Consider the following 18,653-nt stretch of genomic DNA (forward strand, 5'->3'; position numbering starts at 1 on the left):
TCCCAGGCAGCCAAAGTTGTTCTGTACCGCTCAAGAGTCAGGGCTTGGAGTTCCTGTGTCCATAGGGCGGTTGGAGGAGATACGCCCGAAGGGTGCCCCCGCGGGGGCACCCTTCGGGCGTATCTCCTCCAACCGCCAGCTACTGCCGACGCAGCTCGTACGGGTTGATCTCCTCGTACCGATCGTCGGACTCGTCCCGACCGAAACTCTCCTCCCGCTCCGGCCAGTTCGCCGGGCCGGCGACCCGAAACCGGTCGTCTGCCCACCGAGGTTCACCCACGCAGAACGCGTATACCTAGGGTTGGTCGTCGCCACTCCGTCGGAGGAACTGCTCGTCGTAGATCAGAAAGTGGCCCATGCCTCCGGGGCCTCGCGGACTTCCACCGGCACGGTGACCACACGGGTCACCTTGTCGTCGTCGACATCAACCTCGACCATCATCGGCACCACGTACGGACCCACCGCTTCGCCACCGCCCCGCCGGTCGCATGCTCGGGTCGCGTCCGAGGGCGCCCTCACTTCTGCTTGTTGTGCCGATCGATGGCAGCGGAGAAGACGTCCACGAGTTCGCCGGGCATGGAGTAGCCCTTGACCTTTCCGAAGCCGGGCCCCTGCGCCTGGATCGGTGGCTGCATCCCTGTCGGCCACCAGCCCTCGCGGACTCCGCGCTCCAGGACGCGCTTGAGGGCGCCGCTGTGGCCGCGGAGGCTGCCGCCGTCAGCGCGGAGTTCGTCGTCGTCGACGAAGCCATGGCGGATGACGGCCATGTGGACGATGTGGCGTGCCCGTGCGGGCAGGGTTCGGTAGTACTGCAAGGCGCGTTCGACGGTCCACGTCGCGTCGACGTCGAGGTGGAGAGCGTGCTCCGCGAGGAGTGCGAGGAGTTGGTCCCGGAAGTCGTCGGTGGGGTCGTCGACCGTGACGGTGATGCGCAAGATCTCTCCGTACCAATAGACGTGGATTTGACGAGGACGGTAGCAGCCCGACACCGGCAACCACGCTTTTGGTACCGCCAAGGGCAGTCCCGGTCGACGGCGGCCGGGTACCCGGACGAGTCCCGTCGGCGTCCAGCGAAGCCGGGACTCGTTACCTTCAGTAGCCTCGTATAATTTCCCTTATACGAGGCTAGCCTGACGGAGGGGCACATGGTCGACTACAGCGCCGTGGAAGTGGTCGACGCCGAGCTGGTCGACGAGGACGAGGACCGAGCACTCCCCACCCTCGCGGACGCGCCGGCACACCGGCCCTTCGTCGACCGGCACACGCTGCTACGGCCGGACGTCCCGGTCCCGACGACGGTCGACCAGCCGACCTACACCGAGGCCGACTTCCGGATCTCGCAGGCGACGGCCGCCCTGATCGACGGGGCACCGCCCGCCAACACCTCCCGCACGTACGGCTCGGCCCTTGGGCAGTTCAGGACATGGTGCGCGCAGAGCGGCCGGGTGCCGATGCCGTGCACCACGGCGACGTTCGTGGAGTACGTCGGGCACCTGGTGCAAAGGGACTTGGCCCCCTCGTCCGTCCAGGTACACATGTCGGCGATCCGCTCCGCCCACCCCGACGGCCAGCAGCCCGGCACCAAGGAGGCCCGGCAGATCCTCCGCAAGCACGCCCGGGACTGGGCCCGGCGCCGCGCGCCGAGGAAGGCGCCGCCGATTCGCACCGCGGCCCTGTCCGCCATGGTGGCCACCTGCACCGCGGCCGACGAGCGCGAGTGGCCGAAGGCCCTCCGGGACGCCGCGCTGCTCACCCTTGGATGGGGAATGCTGTCCCGCCGCAGCGAGCTTGCGAACCTCCTGATCGAGCACCTGGTCGTGGAGGACGACGGTGTCACCGTACGCGTGGCCTTCTCCAAGACCGACCAGGCCGCCCGCGGCGAGGACACGTTCGTACCGGCCGACCCGGACGATCCCTTGCTCTGCCCCGTTGCCCGCGTGCGTGCGTGGCTGGAGGAGCTGCGCCGCCACGGCATCACGTCGGGTCCGGTGTTCCGGCACGTCACCCGCGGCGGCACCGTCCGCTCGCGCTCCGGGCCGCGCGGCGACTTCCTCAGCCCCGACGCGATCGGAAGCGTCGTCAAGGCTCGCGCTCGGCTCGCCGGTGTCAGTGCCCCCGGCGGGCGTGCGGTCACTGCACACGGCCTGCGCCGAGGGCCGGCGCAGGAGATCTCCGAAGCAGGAGGAGACCCGACCGCACAGGGCCGGTGGAAGCCCGGCTCTCCCACGGTCCGCAAGCACTACATCGAGCCCGCCCGGGGCAAGACGGACAACCCGCTGCACGCCGCCCGGGTTAAAGCACGGGCGAGGGCCGGTACCTGACCACCCACATCTCAATTGACACGTGACGATAAGGAGGAAGCCGGTACCGTGGCAGCGTAAGCGTCACGTGTCGATTGGATGAGGGGACTCATGACGACATGCCCGGTGTGCGGCGGGGCGCTGCCCGCGCAGCGTGGCCCTCGCGCCCGCCGCTACTGCTCACGCGCCTGCCAGGCCAAGGCATACCGTGCCCGTCAGCGACAGGTTCAGGAGCAGCGGCTCGCTTCCGGTGGGGGAGAGGAACTGCTGGAGGAGTACGCGGGTGTGCCTGCGACGGAACTCGCCGACAGTCTGGCCGACGCCGCCCGGCGCCTGGCCGGAGCATTGAACGCCGGACTGCCCGCAGACGGTTCCGACCTTGACGTCGTGGCCCGGATCCCGTTCGTTCTGGCGGCTCGTATTCGGCAGGCAGCACCAGCCGTCGCCGTCATCGAGCAGGCCACCCATGCCGCCCTACCGCCTCCTGAGGTGCAGGCTCCGCCCGCTGAACCGTCACGTGATGATTCAGCGCCCACCTCCCCAGCGCGCAGCCGAGCTCCGGAGAGGACCGCACCTGCTCGGCGCAAGCGGCTGTCGCAGCAGGCCGCCCGCGCCGTCGCGGACAGCGCCCGTCTGGTCAAGGACGTGGACCACCGCGATACCCATCGGTGGAGCCTGATCGCCGAGGACGGGACGGTACTGGGTCACGTGGAACCGTCGTACGGCGGCACCGGTCGGACCGGGCGTAACGGCTGGAACTACCGCCTCTCCGAGTCCTTCGCGGTCAGCGGTCCGTACATGACGCGCAAGGAGGCCGCACTGCAGTGCGCCATGGCCTGGATCCGCGTCGTCACTGCTCCGGTACGACGCACCCTCACCGTCGACTGATCAACGGACCGGGCCCCTCGACCGGACGGCTGCCGGGTGCCGGGAGGAGCCGAACCGGAGCATTCCCCCCGAGGACCCGCAGTCGCAGCTCGCAGTACTCCTGGGACACAGCGTCATCAGCTCCTACATCATTGAGATATGCAGCAACTCGAGGCGCAGGAAGTGTCCCTGCATAAGGTGTTTAGCAGCGACTATGACTTCAAGATCCCGGACTACCAGCGGCCGTACGCCTGGGACACCGAGCAGGCCGTCCAGTTGCTGACCGACCTGGAGGAGTCGCTGGAGAGGGGGACGGAGGAGCCGTACTTTCTCGGCTCCATCGTGTTGGTCAAGGCCAAGGGCGACGCGCCCGCCGAGGTCATCGACGGTCAGCAGCGTCTCACCACCCTGACCATCCTGCTCGCCCTCCTCCGCGACCTGACGGAGGACCCGGAGCTGGGCAGCGACCTCGACAAACTGGTCACGGAGCCCGGCAACAAGGTCCGCAGGCTCGCTCCCAAGCCCAGGGTCACCCTGCGGTTGCGTGACGCCGGCTTTTTCCAGCAGTACGTCCAGACGAAGGGGGCGACCGAGGCTCTGCGGGCCATGAAGGAGGAAGTGCTGCCGACGGACGCGCAGAAGGCCGTCCTGCGCAACGCGAAGGCGCTGCACGCGATACTCGCCGGCTGGTCGGAGGAGCGGCGGCTGGATCTCGTGCAGATGCTCGGCGAACGCACCTTCCTGGTCATCGTCAGCACCCCCGACTTGGACAGCGCCCACCGTATCTTCAGCGTCATGAACTCCCGGGGTATGGATCTGTCGCCCACGGACATCTTCAAGTCGCACATCATCGGTCCTCTGGACGAGAAGGCCTCGGAGGAGTGCGCCCGTAAGTGGGAGGACGCCGAGGAGGCCCTGGGCCGGGACGACTTCGCCGACCTCTTCCTCCACCTGCGCATGGTGTTCGCCATGAAGCGGGCGGAGCGGGAACTGCTCAAGGAGTTCCCCGAGCAGGTGCTCAGCCACTACCTGCCCGGCAAGGCCGAGTCATTCGTCAACGACGTCGTCGTGCCGTACGCGGACGCCTACGTGCAGATCCGTGACGCCAGCTACTCGGCGCCCTCTGGCGCAGAGCAGGTGAACGCCTGGTTCAAGCGACTCCAGCAGGTCGACAACAACGACTGGCGGCCGGCGGCTCTGTGGGCCCTGCGCAACCACGGTGACGACCCTGCCTGGCTCGACGAGTTCTTCGGCGCACTGGAGCGGCTGGCGGCCAGCATGTTCATCCGCCGCGTCTACACCACCCCCCGCGTCACGCGATACGCGGACCTCCTGCGCGAACTCGACGCCGGGAAGGGCCTGGACGCGGCCTCCTTCACCCTGACGGATGCGGAGAAGGCCGAGACACTCGCGCGCCTGGACGGCGACATCTACCTCGTCACCAGGACCCGCAAGTACATCTTGCTGCGTCTGGACGAGATGCTGGCCGGAAAACCCGGGGTCTCGTATGACCACACCCTGATCACCGTCGAGCACGTACTGCCGCAGAACCCGAAGCAGGGGTCCCAGTGGCTGCGGCACTTCACCGACCAACAGCGCGGGGAGTGGACGCACCGGCTGGGCAACCTCGTCCTGCTCAACCGTACGAAGAACGCCTACGCCCAGAACTACGACTTCGCCGAAAAGAAGACCAAGTACTTCACCGGCAGGCACGGCGTTTCCACGTTCGCCTTGACCAGCCAGGTGCTGCAGCACCAGGAGTGGGTGCCGGCCTTGCTGCAGAAGCGGCAGCGGCGGCTCCTGGGGCTGCTGGCCGACGAATGGGATCTGTAAGGGGCGAAGCCCTCTGCCACGGGTGCCATCGGGCGACGCGAAGGGGTTCCGGTTGTCGAAGCGGTAAGCACCGTCGCCGTTTTCCTGATGCTGCGGCAGGCAGGGTGCCGGAGGCGAAGGCGCCAGCCGTGGCTGCGTCCAGCTGCTGGGGGAAGGCAGGACGCCGACGATTGCCCACACCCGCCGGGGCCATTACAGAAGTTGAAGCCGGGGTGGGAGGAGACCAACGACCGCTGGTAATGCGCAGCGTCCCCCACCGTGGTTCCCGGTCGCGCAGCGGTCCCGCTGGTTCACCCGACAGTTGTAGCGTGGTTTGCTGCACTTCAAAACCGGAGCCACGGATATGTGTTATTTGTCGGAATCGGCGAAAGTCGCCGAAACGATGCTTGGCCCGGGATAAAACCGCAGCTCAGCAAGTCTGCTCCCCGCACCCGCGGGGATGGTCCCGAACTAGGTTGCCTCGGGCAACTAAATGGGAACTGCTCCCCGCACCCGCGGGGATGGTCCCGACGACCGGTCCGACCACACCGGCATCAGGATCTGCTCCCCGCACCCGCGGGGATGGTCCCCTGGTCGCCCAGCGCCCGTACCCTGATGATCACTGCTCCCCGCACCCGCGGGGATGGTCCCTGGCGGGCGCTGGGCCAGGCTTTCACTCGGACCTGCTCCCCGCACCCGCGGGGATGGTCCCCCGCTCGTCGGGTCGCTGCCCTGCTTGTAGAACTGCTCCCCGCACCCGCGGGGATGGTCCCGTCGCGATCCCCGCCGCGGTCTGAGCCGTGGCCTGCTCCCCGCACCCGCGGGGATGGTCCCGCGTCCATGGACGCTGTCCGAAGGGTTTTCCACTGCTCCCCGCACCCGCGGGGATGGTCCCCGGGTCAGCTCCGGGTGCGGGTCCTCGAGGAGCTGCTCCCCGCACCCGCGGGGATGGTCCCGATCTGGGTCTGGCGTTCGAGCGGGTCATCGACTGCTCCCCGCACCCGCGGGGATGGTCCCGGGAGAACGCCATCGCGGAGACGATGGAGCAGCTGCTCCCCGCACCCGCGGGGATGGTCCCCGCCACGCCCGACCCACCGCCGAATGCCCCACCTGCTCCCCGCACCCGCGGGGATGGTCCCGCCAGCCGGCCCCCCCAGATACCGTCCGGCTCCTGCTCCCCGCACCCGCGGGGATGGTCCCGCCAGCCGGCCCCCCCAGATACCGTCCGGCTCCTGCTCCCCGCACCCGCGGGGATGGTCCCGGCGAGGATGGCCTTGCAGGTGGTGAGGTCTTCTGCTCCCCGCACCCGCGGGGATGGTCCCGGCGCGCACGTCGGCGCGAGGGCGTCCAAGGTCTGCTCCCCGCACCCGCGGGGATGGTCCCGTGCGGGCCCCGTCAGGGCCGGCGTCCACGGCCTGCTCCCCGCACCCGCGGGGATGGTCCCGCGGCAGTGACAGGCCGGCCAGCACCGCCCGCAGCCGACCGACGTCGATCCGGCCCCGGTTCAGGCCGCCGTACATCGCTCCGTGCCCACGACGATGCTCGGGCAACAGCGTCAGATCCACCGGGGACTTCACCGCACCGTCCGCACACAACACCGCGTCCATCAGCTCGAACAACTCATCGCGCCGAGCGGTCAGGCACTCGTAGAACTCGCCCCGGAATCGTGACGCCTCCGCGAACGCTTCCCTCCGGACGGCATCAGGCAGCAGACTCACCCTCACGGCCTTCGTCTTGGTCAGTGCACCTTGGTCGGAGCACTGACCAAGACGAGGCCGCCCCCACATCCGGCGAATCCCCAGGTGAGCGACTCAGTTCGAGATACCGTTCGAGGCCGGAAGAAAAAGAACAAGCTCAGGTGGATCTGATGGTCAGGCCGGTCTCGGCTAGGCAGCCGTCTATGAGGTCGCTGCGGTACTGAATGTGCCGCAGGCCGCGACGGATGCGCTGGACGAGGTGTTCGGGAGTGCTGAAGGCGACGTTGGAGAGCCAACCGCGTCGCAGGAGCGACCAGATCCCTTCCACGGGGTTGAGGTCGGGCGCGTAGGGCGGCAGGTAGTAGATGGTCAGCCAGTCCCGGGACGCGGCGAACTCCCGCAGGCCGGCGGCCTTGTGCACGTCCAGGTTGTCCCAGATGAGCACGATCGGGCCGCCGAGCACCGCGGCGCAGGAAGTGGGGGGCCGAGTAGGAACGCGGCTTTGGAACTGGTAGGCCCGCATGTTGAGGTGTCGCGTATTCGCCAAGCGGCCGTAAGCTCCGATCACGTCCTGTGATCGCGGCGGTAGATTATCGACATGTCCGCCTCCTTGGTGAGTGCCTACGCAGCAGTGGTAGCAGTCGTGTTCGGCGTCGTGAACGTTGCGCTTGCTGCTCACCTTGTCCGCCGACAGGAGAGTCACAAGCAGGCGTGGCAACACCTGCCTGCGGTCATCGAGGCGTTCGGCGATGCCAGCTTTCGCTTCATGAGGGAAGTGTGGGAGATCGACTGGGACGTCCTGCCGCCCGATAGTCGTGGCGATCACGGGATGGACGAGGCGAAGGAAGCCATGTTGCAGTTGAACAAGCTGGAGGTGTTCGCCCGCCCGGAGGCCATCAGGGCAGCTCGCGACCCACTTCACGCTGCCGATGCGATTCGACTGCACTACTGCAACCGGCTCGAACAAGGGAATAGCGCAGGAGAGAAGCGCTGGGACCTCTATGAATCATTCGCCAAGGCGCATCATGCCTTCCTAGTGGCTGCCCGCAGGGAACTCGGGCTCAAGCCCTCGCCGCCGTTCGGCTTCGCTGTGCCTCGTGAAGATCCGAGTCGGCTTGCGGCTCTGCGATCTCGCATTCCGTGGGCCCGAGCAAGCAACGGCCGCTCCGGATCAGGTGCGGGGACGACCGATACTCCTTGATGGTCGAGTCGCCGGTTGCCGTGTGTGGTCGCCGGGGACTCGTGGGCTCGCATGTTGAGGTGTCGCGTACTCGTAGCTGATGTCGGCGGCCCCATGACGCTGAGTGAGCCGTCAGGGGCGGTCGATCGCGGTGGAATGATCGCGCGATGAGTGATGCGAGGGTGTTGGCCGCGGAGGCCGTTGAGTCACATGTCCGGGCGTTCTTCGAAGGGCACTCCGTGGAGGTCGTCGATTACGACCTCGGGCCGGAACGGCGAGAGGTGGCGCCCGATCTGCGAGTTCTCGTTGTGGGGCCAGGTCCCCGCAGCGACAGCTGGGTCTATGTGACCGCCGGGTGCTGGGCCGCGATGGAGATGGACGGTCACGGCCTTGAGTTCGTCATGACCGCCCACGTCCGCGACCAGCGGTTCATCGAGCTCATGGCGATGATCGCCTACTACCATTGCGGAGGACATCAGCTCGACCTGGAACACAGCATGCCGATCGGTGAACCGTGGGTGCCGGGGTCAACCTGCGATCACCTGCTGATCAGCCTGCCCTATCTCCACGGACCCGACCTCGAGCACTGTTCCGTTCCCGGGGGTCACGCCCGCATCCTGTGGGCCCTGCCCGTGACGACGGCCGAGATCGAGTTCCGCAGGCGTCACGGGCACGAGGCGTTGGAGCAGCTCTTCGACGAGGCAGAGATCATCCCCACCGATCCTTTCAGGGCGTCGGTTGCCTGAGTTTCCGGTGTCCGGCGGTCACTGTTTATGGTCACCGGGGGCGTATCGGCTCCAGGTTCCGCCAGCCTCGGTGACCAGCCGTCGCACAGCTCATAAGGGATGCGCTCGACCTTGCCCTTGTCGTCGACGAACGAGCTTCACGAAGAGCGCCTCCGTCGGCCACCACGATCTGAGGTGGTGCTACTTGGCCCGCCACCAGCCCTGTCCGGTATGCCAGTCCCTCACCCAGTGCAGGAAATCGCCCTCAGGCTGATCAGGCGGGGAGTCGGCATAGGGTGCGGCGGATCCGTCTCTGAGCCACCACACCAGACCGCGTTGTGGCCCGGTCACCACCAGCGTCCAGTACTCACCGGGTCTGTCGCTGCCCAGCAGCACCGAGCCATGCTGGTGGGTCTGGTGCAATAGGGACGAGTGGAGAGTGTGGTCGTAGTAGTCGTACTCCCACTGCCATTCCTCCTTGAGCGGGAAGGGCTGACCGGGCACCCGTGCAGTGGTGCCATCGAAGGGCTTCGGGCTCATCCAGCGGTCCGCTTCCCAGACGGCCCAGCTGTCCGGCTTCTCTCCCACGGGCAGCAGACCACCCTCATCAGGCGGGCCGAGGTCAGTACTGTTCGCGATCCCAGCCACGAAGGTGCGATACGGCTCAGGCAACACCACGCCGTGCCTGCGTTCCCATGCCTGAATCGACTCCCAGCCCAGGGGGCCGTGCCGGACCTCTACCGGAAAGGCTTCACGCAGGAGGGCTATCGCACCCGACATCGCATCATCCACGCCCTACAGGTATCACCCTCACGGACACTCTGACCTCGGACGACTGGAAGCAGCGGGTTAACGATCAAGCTGAGGTCTGGGGCCTTCCCCGCGGCCGGTTCCCCAACAGTGGTGCGGTGTCTGCGTCACACGGATGACGCTCCGCAAGATCACCGCCGTATATGGCTGGTGACACGGTTCGTACCCGTGCCCAGGGATGCTCGGCTCCAGCCAGAGAGAGGAGGACGGCGCCGCCTCGAACGAAGAGTAGAACGTCACCCGCGACAGTCCCGCCTCCTCGGCCGCGGCGCGCGGGTCCGCTGCAATGCCCTCCAGCGTCGATGGGCGATCGCCTCGAAGAGCATGCCTCACCGAAGCCCGATGGATTACACCGCGGTGAGCGGTGGTTGGCCCTACTGGTCGGGGTGGACGGCCTGGACGCCGGTCCCTGCGTACGCCTTGGGTGTCATTGTGAGCAGGAAGCGTCCAGTGGGAAAGGTGGGGGAGGGCCTGGCGGCGTGGATGGCGTGGACGGCTGCCCAGGAGTGCCCGAAGCGCAGCAGCTCGGTGGCGGTGACCGCGGCGTCGGTGTCGAAGGCCTCGATGCGGATGAACCGCAGCCCTTTGATGTAGCCGAGGAGCCCGGGCCGCTCGGCGTCACCGGCCGTCAGCGACAGCACCGGCGCGTACAGCGTCCCCAGTCCACCAGACGCTTGGACGTAGAACGCCGAGACCGCCTCGTTGAACGGATCCTTCGGGTCATACAGCGCCGCGGCAGTCGTGTGGTCCAGGACGACCGGGATCGCCCCCACTACGCGGCTGCCTGAGGGGCACGCTGCGCTCCGCCCAGGCGCTCCAGCAGAGCCCGAGCCTTCTCCTCGGCCGCAGGGCTTGGCGCGGTACCGAGAGCGGCCGCGAGTTCGGCACGGGCCAGCTCGGCCCGCTCAGCGTATTCGGCCTGGGTCGGGGTGCCCTGCGCAAGGTCCTCGACCAGGCCGCGGATGGTCGTTCCGTGCTCGGTCGCCAGTGTTGCCAGCCGGTCGCGCGCGGCCACGCTGACCTTGATGCTCGTCTCGTCTGCTGCCATGCCCCTACTGTACCGCGCTCCTCTACTGTGGGTAGAGCAATTGTCAATTCCTGTGGATCACCGCGGGCAGCTTCAAGTGGCCTGCAGCCATTGATCGAGGACTGCGAAGTCTTCGTCGGTGAGGCCGCGGGACGACGCGATGCGGTGGAGGAGGGTCGGGGTGGGGTGGTGGGTGGACACCCAGTCCCGATCGGCATCGGTGATCTCGTCGTCGACCCAGACGAACGGGCGTCCGTCCGCCCATGCCGCCAGGGTTCGGGTCTTCCAGTGGAGCCCGTACCACCGGTCCTCGCGTTCATGCGCGTCGGAGGGTTCCGGCCAGTGCACGACCGTCAGGGGCGGCAGGCCGAGCCGCGGTGCTATGTCGGTGTTCGCAGCCTCTTCCCAGGTGGTGGCCCAGACCAGCTCGCACGGCAGTGCCGCGAGGCGAGGCCCGACGCGCGGGTCGAGCCGCGTCAGGTGTGAATCTGTCGCGGTGCCCGACGGCTCGCGCTGCGGGCCGTCGCCGAACGGCAGGAGAGGTCCGTCGACGTCCAGGAACAGCAGCGGGCGTTTTTCGCGCTCACTCATGCTGCAGCCTCCTGCTCACGCTCGACCAAGACGCCGCGTTCGAAGCGGGCGCCGTTGCGGACGAGGGCGACGAGGTGGGGTGCGGTGATCGCGCGCCAGCGGGCCTGGGCGGACTCGGCGAGCTTGAACACCATCGCCAGGGCCGCGGCCGGGCTGCCGGCGCCGCGGGTGACCTTGGTCCGCAGCTTCACCGTGCTGAAGGTCGACTCGATCGGATTCGTCGTGCGCAGGTGGACCCAGTGCTCAGCCGGGAAGTCGTAGAACACCAGGAGTTCGTCGACGTCGTCGGTGATCTTCTTGACGGCCTTGGGCCACTTCGCGCCGTAGGCGCGTTCGAAGTCCTTCACCGCCTTCTCGGCGTGATCGCGGTCCTCGGCGTTGTAGATCTCCTGCAGCGCCTTCTTCGCGCCGGGCTGGGCCGATCTCGGCAGGGCGTTGACCACGTTCCGGGTTTTGTGAACCCAGCACCTTTGATGTCTGGCCTGCGGAAACACCTCGGCCAGGGCCCGCCACAGGCCCATGGCTCCGTCGCCGACAACGAGCTCGGGATCGCGCATGCCGCGCCGACGGCAGTCCCGCAGAAGGTCGGCCCAGGACTCGGTCGACTCGCGCAGGCCCTCGGCGAGCGCGATCAGCTCCTTACTGCCGTCGGTGCGCACGCCCATGAGGACCAGGACGCAGGAACGGGCCTGTCCTAGGCGGACCTTGGGGTGGACGCCGTCGGCCCACACGTACACGTAGTCGGACCCGGACAGGTCCCGGTCCTGGAAGGCGGCGTGGTCGTCGCTCCACTGCTTGGTCAGCCGGGTCACCGTGGCCGGCGAGAGCCCAGCGGCCGAGCCGAGGAACTGCTCCATCGCGGGCACGAAGTCGCCGGAGGACAGACCGTGCAGGTAGAGCAGGGGCAGGACCTCGCTGATCTTCGGGGACTTCCGGCACCAAGGGGCGAGAATCTTCGAGGAGAACCGCTTGCGCTCGCCCGTCTCGCCATCGACCCGCTTGTCGTTCACCCGTGGCGCCTTCACCGCAATCGGCCCGGCGGCGGTGGTCACCGTCCGCTCACGGTGGTGGCCGTTGCGGACCACCAGACGGCGACCGGCCCCGTCCCGCTCGCCCACCAACTCAGCTATGTACTGGTTGACTTCGGCTTCCAGGGCCGCGGCGAGCATCCGACGGGCTCCCTCACGGACGATGTCGTCCATCAGGGAGCCGCTCTGGGTGGTGCCGTCCTCGTTGACTACGCTCAGCACGGGCGTGCCTTCCCGACCCGCGCTGCAACGCGGGCCTACTCGATGACCAGAAATCGATCACTCGGGAAGGTACGCCCTCCGCGTTCCGCGAGGCACCCCTCCCGAGTCCGATCCACAGGTCTTGAGCATTGCTCCTGTGGGTAGAGGAACGCTCCGTCTGGGATTCCGCCGGACAGTCACCCAGGTCTTGGCCTCGCCGGACTCAGGCGTCGAGGACGCGCACGACGAATACCGCCCCCAGCAGTCGCGGATCCTGGGGTCCCGGCCGGATCGCCGTCCGGGCAACGGCCGGAATGGTCGCTTCCCGAGGACGAGCTGACGTCGCCCGGCTGGCGGGACGGTCCTGCTGATGGTGCCGACTGAGGCCGCGGTAGCGCTGGTGCCACTCGGTCATCAGATTGGAGGACCAGGCGCCGAACTTGCGGCTGTCGGAGGCACACGCCGTGCCGGTGCCCCACCACATCTCATCGCGGACGGCGAAGGTGGCGTTCACGAGCTTCCGCAGGGCCGCCCGCATGTTGGCCCGGTTGACGAACAGGTGCCGCACCCTGCGCAGCGTCGCCTCGCTCTCGCCGTGCTTGCCGGTCACCGCGACTCGCTTGATCCCCATGTTCGTGCCCAGGCCGAACAGGACCAGCAGCAGCCGGCGCCGCAGCACGTTCTTCGACAGCATCTCGCGGGTGGCCACCGAGGTGAATTCCTCAATGAAGCCGGCATCTCCCCCTTGATCGCCACCAGAGACTCCGGCTCTTCCTGCTTCCCGCGCGGGGAGACCTTGATCCACGGCTCGCCGTGCTTCTTACGATCGACACCCCGCCCGTCGTGCCCTCCGCCAGTGCGGTCTCGAAGCGGTCCAGCGAGGTGCGGAGCTTGTCTTGCAGGGCGGTGATGAACTCGCCGGAGTCCTGCGGCTGGCCCAGCGCGGTGTAGTGCACGTCCCGGTTGTCCTCAAGGTCCGCGGGCAGGTCGTCCTCCGGGTTTTCCCCTTGCGTGTTATCAGTGCACCTTGTCGTCGGGCACCGGCGGGCGCGCCGCCTGGAGATTCCAGTCGACCTACCTGGCGGTCGGGCAGGAGCCCGGACGCCTCCGTGGCTGGCATCACCGTGGGCAAGGACACCCTGCTCCGACTGGTCAGGGCCATGCCCGAGCCCGAGGTCGGCGAGGTGGAGATCCTCGGCGTCGACGATTGTGCTTTCCGCACGGGTCGCTACTACGGCACAGCGCTGATCGACATGGCCACCCACCGTCCACTGCATCTCCACGAAGGGCGCGATCTCGCCGCCTGGCTCCGCGACCATCCCGAGGTGAAGGTGATCTGTCGGTACTGGTCCAGCGGTTACGTGGAAGGCGCACGTATCGGAGCACCGCAGGCCGGGCAGGTCGCGGATGGCTATCACCTGTGGGCCAATCTCGGTCAGGCGGTGGAGAAGGCCGTGAACGCCCATCGCTCCCGCCTGGCCGAACCACCTGCGGAACCGGCAGACACTCCCGACCAAGACCCCGGCGCGCAACGCAATCGCGCACCGGTTACCTGCTGCCCCTCATCCTCGGCATTGGAGCCGTCGGACCTCCCGGAGCACGTTGAGGCATGCGGTGTGGCGACCCTCTGTGCCCAGGGAGAAGGCGTGGACGGTACAGCCTGCTGTACCTCCGGTCCGGCGGCCCGGGGGATCGGCCCGGGAGACGCCGGTCCGTAGCGTCGGTGTCCTCGCACACACAGGGGAATGGTTCACATGTCGCATACGGATCCCTACAGTCTCACCGCGGCCGGCAGTCAGGAGGGGACTCCGGACCGGTCCAGCAGCACAGGCGCGGTCCGCGTTCTGCTCTGGGTGGTTCTCGTCGTCAGCGTGCTCGGCAACACCGTGGCCTCGTTCGCCGGGGCCGGGCTGGAGGTGCACCTGGCCGCCGGCGGGGTCACCGCGCTGTGCGCCACTGTGCTGGTCGTGCTCCGCCTGCGGAGCGGCAGATGAGCGCCTGGGGTCTCGGCCGTCGCACCGCCGTCCGCGCGGAACCAGTCGAGAGGGCTCCGGCCGTCGCCGTGTCCCAGGTCAGCAAGGTGTATCCGGGCGGTGTGCGGGCTCTGGACAATGTGTCGCTGACGGTGTGGCCGGGTACTTTCGTCGCCGTGATGGGGCCCTCGGGTTCCGGCAAGAGCACCATGATGCACTGTGCGGCAGGGCTGGACTCGCCCACGTCGGGCAGCGTCCGTATCGATGGCCGTGAGATCGCCGGTCTGGACGAAACGTGTCGCACCGAGCTACGGCGGGACCGCGTCGGGTTCGTGTTCCAGGCGTACAACCTGATTCCGTCACTGACCCTCGAGGACAACATCACCTTGCCGCTGCGTCTGGCGGGCCGCAGCCCGGACCGGCAATGGATGCACGCGCTGGTCGAACGGGTCGGTATCTCCGGCTGTCTCGGCCGTCGGCCGGCCGAGCTCTCGGGAGGTCAGCAGCAACGGGCGGCGGTTGTACGGGCATTGGTGGCCAAGCCCGCGGTGGTTTTCGCCGATGAGCCGACCGGGGCGCTGGATCTGCACAGTGCTCACCAGATTCTGCAGCTGCTGAGAGGCCTCGTCGAGGAGTTCCACCAGACCGTGGTGATGGTCACCCACGATCCGGCGGCGGCGGCCTGGGCCCATCACGCGGTGGTGATGGCGGACGGCAAGGTGATCGACGCCCTGGAGGCCCCGACCGCTGCCCGGCTCGCCGACCGCCTCATCGCGCTGGGAGGGCGCTGACTCATGCTGCATCTTGCTCTGCGGATGGCGGCACACAGATTCACCGCGCTGCTCGCCGTGGCCTGCGCGGTGCTCGGCGGCGCCGCTCTGCTCACCGGGACAGGCGTATTGGCCGAGTCGGGCCTGCGGTCCCAGCTGCCGCCCGGTCGGCTCGGCGGCGCTGACGTGGTCGTCGCGGCCGACCAGGAGTTCCATCCGAGTGGGGACCTGCCGGTCGCACTTCCGGAGCGTGCCACGGTCCCGGCCGATCTTGTCGGGCGGCTGACCAGGGTGAAGGGGGTCACCGCGGCGGTCGGCGACATAGGATTCCCCGCCGCGCTCATCGATGCCCGCGGCCGCGTGCTGCCGGCCGAGGATCCGCGGACCCTCGGTCACGGCTGGTCGTCGACCACGCTGCTGCCGCAACCACGCATCGAGGGCCACCCGCCGTCCGCGAGGGATGAGGTCGCGGTACCGGCCTCGGCCGGGGTACGGATGGGAGACCGGATCCGTGTCGTCGCGGGTACGGGAGAGCCGTCCTCCTACCGGGTGTCCGCGGTCGTGGACGCGCCCGAGGCGGGGGTCTACTTCGCGGACGGCACCGCGCGGCGGTTGTCCGGCCGGGAGGGCACGGCCGGCGGCGGGAGGGGCGGGCCCCGGGAGGGCACGGTCGACCTGATCGGTCTGCGCGTCGCGCCCGGAGCCGGGGAGCCGGTGGCGGCGGCGGTCCGGGATCAGGTGGCTGGCACAGGACTGAAGGTACTCACCGGAGCGGACCGCGGCACGGCTGTGGGCCCTGGAGTGAGTGCGGCGCGCTCGCTGTTGATTCTGTTGGCGGGCTCGCTCGCCGGGATCCTGCTGATGATCGTCGGGTTCGTCACGGCGGGCGCGCTGGGCGTGTCGATCGCCGGGCAGCGCCGTGATCTGGCGCTGATGCGCGCGGTCGGTGCGACGCCGAAGCAGATCCGCCGTCTCGCCGCATGTCAGGCCACCGTGGTCGCGGTCGTGTCGGCCGTGCCGGGCATCGGCCTCGGATACCTGCTGGCAGGGAAGTTCGCGCAGGCGCTCGTCGACCGAGCGGTCCTGCCACGCGGACTTCCCCTCACCTTCGGTCCGCTGCCCGCCCTGGTCACCCTGGTTCTGATGCTGGCGGTGGTGCAGGTGTCGGCCCGGGGCGCGGCCTGGCGCACCTCCACATTGCCGGCCACCGAGGCGGTGGCCGAGTCGCGCAGCGAGCCCCGTGCCCCCTCCCGTGCCCGGACGCTGACCGGTCTGCTGCTGATCGCGGCCGCGACGGCGTCGGCGGTCACTCCGCTGCTGGTCCGGACCGCGCTGGGCGCCACGTCCACGTCGATCGCGGGCATCATGGCCGCGATCGGCCTGGCCCTGTCCGGGCCGGCGCTGGTCAAGGGCGCGGGCGGGGCGGTGCTGCGGCGCATGCGGCCAGGCGCCCTCGCTCCGAGCTGGCTGGCGGTGGTCGGCATGCGCGCCTACGCCCTCCGCTTCGCCGGGGTCATCAGTCCGCCGGCCATGGGGGTCGTCTTCGTGCTGACGTACACCTTCACGCAGACCACGGTGCTCGCCGCGACCCAGCAGGACATCCGGGTCGGCACCCTTGCCCAGCACACACTGAGCGCGCCGCAGCTCGGCGGACTTCCCCCGGACACGGCGTCGGCCGTGCGGCGGCTGCCGGGCGTGGAGGCTGCGGAACCCGTCACCACCACGACCGCGGTGTGGCAGTACAAGGAGTTCGGCGAGACGACGACCGAGTCGGCGTCCGCGATGATCCTTTCCCCGGGTGGGGCCGGAGTGTACGACCTCGACGTGCGGGACGGGGACCTGGCGCGTCTGAAGGGCGCCACGGTCGCTGTGAGCAGTGAGGCCGCCGGCTCACGCGATGCCGGGCTGGGACGGCGAGTGGAGCTGATCCTCGGGGACGGCGCACGTGTGACGGCCCGGGTCGTCGCCGTCTACGCCCGGGGCCTCGGCTTCGGCCCGTTGGTCCTCTCCCAGGACCTGGCGGCGGGGCACACCACGGTGCCCGCGCCGCAGAGCATCCTCGTACGGACCGACGGCAGCGCCGCCGCCGAGGAGCGGCTCGCCGCGCTGGCCGGCGAACACCCCGGTGTGGTCCTGTCGGACACCGACCCCGGGCCCGGCACCGGGCAGGACACCCCGCCCGAGGTGTGGATCAACCTGGCCGTCATCGTCGTCCTGCTCGCCTATCTGCTGCTCAGCATCGCCAACAAACTGGTCGCGTCCACCGTTCAGCGGCGCACCGAGATCGCGGCACTCCGCCTGGTGGGTATGACGCCCGGTCAGGTCCGGGCGATGATGCGCCGTGAGGCTGTGGCGATCGCCGCGACAGCCTGCGGAGCCGGACTGGTGCTCTCGGTGGTGCCGCTGGCGCTGCTGGGGCAGGGATTCCTCGGCCACCCCTGGCCGTCCGGCCCCGTCTGGCTGCTGCCGGTCACCGTCCTCGTCGTCACCGTGACGGCCTTCCTCACCATCGAACTCCCCACGCGCAAGGCCCTGCGCACCCCGCCCGCAGAAGCCCTCCGCACGCTCTGAACGCGCGGCAGCCGTGCCGGCGGCGCGGCGACGGCACGTCCCGCGCGTGGCCAGCCCGACGACGGCACTGTGACCGACGCCGGCGGCGCGGCGCGTACACGGATCGAGGGCGGGACAACAAGCACTGCGCCGTGCGGTGGGCGCACGCGGCGCGATCGGCCTGATGTACGTCCTGCGCGGCCTGGGCCGAGCGGGTCCCGCCCCTGGTGGTGGTCCGGGCCTCACCGTACGGGCACCGGTGCGTTCGTCCGACCGTCCATCGCCACGCTGCGCACGCATGTTCGGAGGTGCGGCTCACCGTGTACCCGATGTGAACCACGGTCGTCTCCTCACCGTTCCCGCGATGACGGGCCCCGGTGACAGCACCGGGCATCACTGCGAAGAGAGGGACTCATCCCAGTGAGCATTGCGTTGACGGCGGTCGCCGCGGTCTGCGGAGCGTTTTTCCTGGTCAGCGGCTTGGGGCACATCGTGGTCCGGGGAATGCCCCGCACGCCGGCTGCCGCATGCGGCTTCTCCCCGGCCGCGTGCCGGGGGATCGGCGTTCTGGAACTGCTGGGCGGCGCGGGCTTGTCGTCCGCGTACTTCGTCACCGCGTCCGCGGTCGTCGCCGCCGGGGGCCTGTTCCTGCTCACCGCCGCGGCGTTCACGTACCACGACAGCCACGAGCAGCGCGGGCTGCGCCTGTGGGCGCCCCTGGTGACGGCCACGATCATGCTCTGCTTGTTCGTGGGCCTTCCCCTGAGCAGCGTGAGCTGAACCTGGCCGGCACACCGAAGTGACCAGCTTCCCTGTACCGGCCAGGTGTCCGACCGCGGCGTCCGTACCTCGGCCCCACGCCTCGGTCCGTCCGCCGCGGTCGGTCGGCGCCGGCTGGGTAGGGCCGGCGGATACGGACCCCGACAGGTGCGGAGTGAACCTGCCGGGGCCGTTCCACGTGCGGCGGGGGGAAGTACCGCGCGTGGCGTGTGTGGGCTGGAAACCGTCCATCCCGGTGGTGGAGGGAGGAGTACGCGGGCGCCCACACTCGGCACAACGACCGAAGCCGCGGTCCGGTTCACCTGCGATGCCGGCGAAATGTGCCTCCGGCCCGGCCGTGGT

General features: G+C 69.0%; 18 protein-coding genes, 2 pseudogenes and 1 CRISPR repeat array. Of the genes and pseudogenes, 10 read left to right on the forward strand and 10 right to left on the reverse strand.

Features of this window, described 5'->3' with window-relative positions; all coding sequences use genetic code 11:
* Positions 1–515 precede the first annotated feature (515 nt).
* Complete coding sequence (locus tag BU52_RS31260; protein WP_051858739.1) at positions 516–935, reverse strand: hypothetical protein; 420 nt, start codon at positions 933–935, stop codon at positions 516–518.
* A 210-nt stretch (positions 936–1,145) separates the two neighbouring features.
* Here BU52_RS31260 and BU52_RS31265 point away from each other — a divergent pair, with 210 nt between their 5' ends.
* Complete coding sequence (locus BU52_RS31265) at positions 1,146–2,321, forward strand: site-specific integrase (RefSeq protein WP_037940925.1); 1,176 nt, start codon at positions 1,146–1,148, stop codon at positions 2,319–2,321.
* Between the two features lie 159 nt (positions 2,322–2,480).
* Here BU52_RS31265 and BU52_RS31270 read toward each other — a convergent pair whose 3' ends face one another.
* The gene (locus tag BU52_RS31270; RefSeq protein ID WP_037940926.1) at positions 2,481–2,768 is read right to left on the reverse strand and encodes a hypothetical protein; all 288 of its coding nucleotides are present in this window, start codon (positions 2,766–2,768) and stop codon (positions 2,481–2,483) included.
* Between the two features lie 177 nt (positions 2,769–2,945).
* Here BU52_RS31270 and BU52_RS31275 point away from each other — a divergent pair, with 177 nt between their 5' ends.
* Together BU52_RS31275 and BU52_RS31280 are read left to right on the forward strand one after the other, a co-directional pair.
* Positions 2,946–3,188 (forward strand): hypothetical protein, encoded by a 243-nt coding sequence (locus BU52_RS31275; protein ID WP_037940927.1) that lies wholly within the window; start codon positions 2,946–2,948, stop codon positions 3,186–3,188.
* 138 nt (positions 3,189–3,326) lie between these two features.
* Complete coding sequence (locus BU52_RS31280; protein ID WP_037940928.1) at positions 3,327–5,000, forward strand: DUF262 domain-containing protein; 1,674 nt, start codon at positions 3,327–3,329, stop codon at positions 4,998–5,000.
* A gap of 418 nt (positions 5,001–5,418) precedes the next feature.
* A CRISPR array of direct repeats spans positions 5,419–6,423; the repeat unit is 29 nt; unit sequence CTGCTCCCCGCACCCGCGGGGATGGTCCC.
* Positions 6,424–6,469: 46 nt separating this feature from the next.
* On the opposite strand, the pseudogene BU52_RS37210 reads toward BU52_RS31280, so the two are convergent.
* Both BU52_RS37210 and BU52_RS31285 read right to left on the reverse strand, forming a co-directional pair.
* A pseudogene (locus BU52_RS37210) lies at positions 6,470–6,766 on the reverse strand (transposase); the annotation flags it as partial.
* Between the two features lie 67 nt (positions 6,767–6,833).
* Positions 6,834–7,136: pseudogene (locus tag BU52_RS31285) on the reverse strand (transposase); the annotation flags it as partial.
* 138 nt (positions 7,137–7,274) lie between these two features.
* On the opposite strand from BU52_RS31285, the gene BU52_RS35435 reads away from it, so the two are divergent.
* Positions 7,275–7,877: a hypothetical protein gene (locus tag BU52_RS35435; RefSeq protein WP_157847937.1), complete on the forward strand. Its 603-nt coding sequence runs from the start codon at positions 7,275–7,277 to the stop codon at positions 7,875–7,877.
* 146 nt (positions 7,878–8,023) lie between these two features.
* Positions 8,024–8,602 carry a suppressor of fused domain protein gene (locus tag BU52_RS31290; RefSeq protein ID WP_037940930.1) on the forward strand — a complete coding sequence of 193 codons (579 nt, stop codon included), beginning with the start codon at positions 8,024–8,026 and terminating at the stop codon, positions 8,600–8,602.
* A gap of 180 nt (positions 8,603–8,782) precedes the next feature.
* Here the strand turns inward: BU52_RS31290 and BU52_RS31295 are convergent, their stop codons facing one another.
* The 6 genes from BU52_RS31295 to BU52_RS35140 all read right to left on the reverse strand — a co-directional run bounded on the left by BU52_RS31295 (position 8,783) and on the right by BU52_RS35140 (position 13,043).
* Positions 8,783–9,373, reverse strand: a complete 591-nt coding sequence (locus tag BU52_RS31295; protein ID WP_157847938.1) for an SMI1/KNR4 family protein — start codon at positions 9,371–9,373, stop codon at positions 8,783–8,785.
* 392 nt (positions 9,374–9,765) lie between these two features.
* On the reverse strand, positions 9,766–10,164 hold the full coding sequence (locus BU52_RS31300) for a PIN domain-containing protein (RefSeq protein ID WP_037940936.1): 399 nt from the start codon (positions 10,162–10,164) through the stop codon (positions 9,766–9,768).
* The gene (locus tag BU52_RS31305; RefSeq protein WP_037940938.1) at positions 10,164–10,439 is read right to left on the reverse strand and encodes a hypothetical protein; all 276 of its coding nucleotides are present in this window, start codon (positions 10,437–10,439) and stop codon (positions 10,164–10,166) included. The genes BU52_RS31300 and BU52_RS31305 overlap by 1 nt, the downstream gene beginning before the upstream one ends.
* A gap of 72 nt (positions 10,440–10,511) precedes the next feature.
* Complete coding sequence (locus BU52_RS31310) at positions 10,512–11,009, reverse strand: HAD domain-containing protein (protein WP_037940941.1); 498 nt, start codon at positions 11,007–11,009, stop codon at positions 10,512–10,514.
* Positions 11,006–12,259, reverse strand: a complete 1,254-nt coding sequence (locus tag BU52_RS31315) for an IS256 family transposase (protein WP_107061320.1) — start codon at positions 12,257–12,259, stop codon at positions 11,006–11,008. Before BU52_RS31315 ends, BU52_RS31310 begins: the two co-directional genes overlap by 4 nt.
* Positions 12,260–12,461: 202 nt before the next feature.
* The gene (locus BU52_RS35140) at positions 12,462–13,043 is read right to left on the reverse strand and encodes a Tn3 family transposase (protein WP_268747634.1); all 582 of its coding nucleotides are present in this window, start codon (positions 13,041–13,043) and stop codon (positions 12,462–12,464) included.
* A 304-nt stretch (positions 13,044–13,347) separates the two neighbouring features.
* On the opposite strand from BU52_RS35140, the gene BU52_RS35145 reads away from it, so the two are divergent.
* From BU52_RS35145 to BU52_RS31345, 5 genes are all read left to right on the forward strand, one after another.
* Positions 13,348–13,956 carry a transposase gene (locus BU52_RS35145; RefSeq protein ID WP_107061321.1) on the forward strand — a complete coding sequence of 203 codons (609 nt, stop codon included), beginning with the start codon at positions 13,348–13,350 and terminating at the stop codon, positions 13,954–13,956.
* Positions 13,957–13,992: 36 nt separating this feature from the next.
* Positions 13,993–14,232 carry a hypothetical protein gene (locus BU52_RS31330; RefSeq protein WP_037940944.1) on the forward strand — a complete coding sequence of 80 codons (240 nt, stop codon included), beginning with the start codon at positions 13,993–13,995 and terminating at the stop codon, positions 14,230–14,232.
* Positions 14,229–15,002, forward strand: a complete 774-nt coding sequence (locus tag BU52_RS31335) for an ABC transporter ATP-binding protein (protein WP_037940946.1) — start codon at positions 14,229–14,231, stop codon at positions 15,000–15,002. The genes BU52_RS31330 and BU52_RS31335 overlap by 4 nt, the downstream gene beginning before the upstream one ends.
* Positions 15,003–15,005: 3 nt before the next feature.
* Positions 15,006–17,552 (forward strand): FtsX-like permease family protein, encoded by a 2,547-nt coding sequence (locus BU52_RS31340; protein WP_037940948.1) that lies wholly within the window; start codon positions 15,006–15,008, stop codon positions 17,550–17,552.
* 399 nt (positions 17,553–17,951) lie between these two features.
* A complete protein-coding gene (locus BU52_RS31345) occupies positions 17,952–18,311 on the forward strand; it encodes a DoxX family protein (RefSeq protein WP_037940950.1) in 360 nt (119 codons plus the stop codon).
* Positions 18,312–18,653 lie beyond the last annotated feature (342 nt).

Origin of the sequence: Streptomyces toyocaensis (assembly GCF_000725125.1) — a bacterium.
Classification (GTDB): domain Bacteria; phylum Actinomycetota; class Actinomycetes; order Streptomycetales; family Streptomycetaceae; genus Streptomyces; species Streptomyces toyocaensis.

Coding starts and splice junctions, on each gene's coding strand:
- BU52_RS31270 (WP_037940926.1), bottom strand. CDS start 2,768: ATGGGTGGCCTGCTCGATGACGGCGACGGCTGGTGCTGCCTGCCGAAT.
- BU52_RS31280 (WP_037940928.1), top strand. CDS start 3,327: ATGCAGCAACTCGAGGCGCAGGAAGTGTCCCTGCATAAGGTGTTTAGC.
- BU52_RS31340 (WP_037940948.1), top strand. CDS start 15,006: ATGCTGCATCTTGCTCTGCGGATGGCGGCACACAGATTCACCGCGCTG.
- BU52_RS31290 (WP_037940930.1), top strand. CDS start 8,024: ATGAGTGATGCGAGGGTGTTGGCCGCGGAGGCCGTTGAGTCACATGTC.
- BU52_RS31265 (WP_037940925.1), top strand. CDS start 1,146: ATGGTCGACTACAGCGCCGTGGAAGTGGTCGACGCCGAGCTGGTCGAC.
- BU52_RS31335 (WP_037940946.1), top strand. CDS start 14,229: ATGAGCGCCTGGGGTCTCGGCCGTCGCACCGCCGTCCGCGCGGAACCA.
- BU52_RS31310 (WP_037940941.1), bottom strand. CDS start 11,009: ATGAGTGAGCGCGAAAAACGCCCGCTGCTGTTCCTGGACGTCGACGGA.
- BU52_RS31330 (WP_037940944.1), top strand. CDS start 13,993: ATGTCGCATACGGATCCCTACAGTCTCACCGCGGCCGGCAGTCAGGAG.
- BU52_RS35435 (WP_157847937.1), top strand. CDS start 7,275: ATGTCCGCCTCCTTGGTGAGTGCCTACGCAGCAGTGGTAGCAGTCGTG.
- BU52_RS31305 (WP_037940938.1), bottom strand. CDS start 10,439: ATGGCAGCAGACGAGACGAGCATCAAGGTCAGCGTGGCCGCGCGCGAC.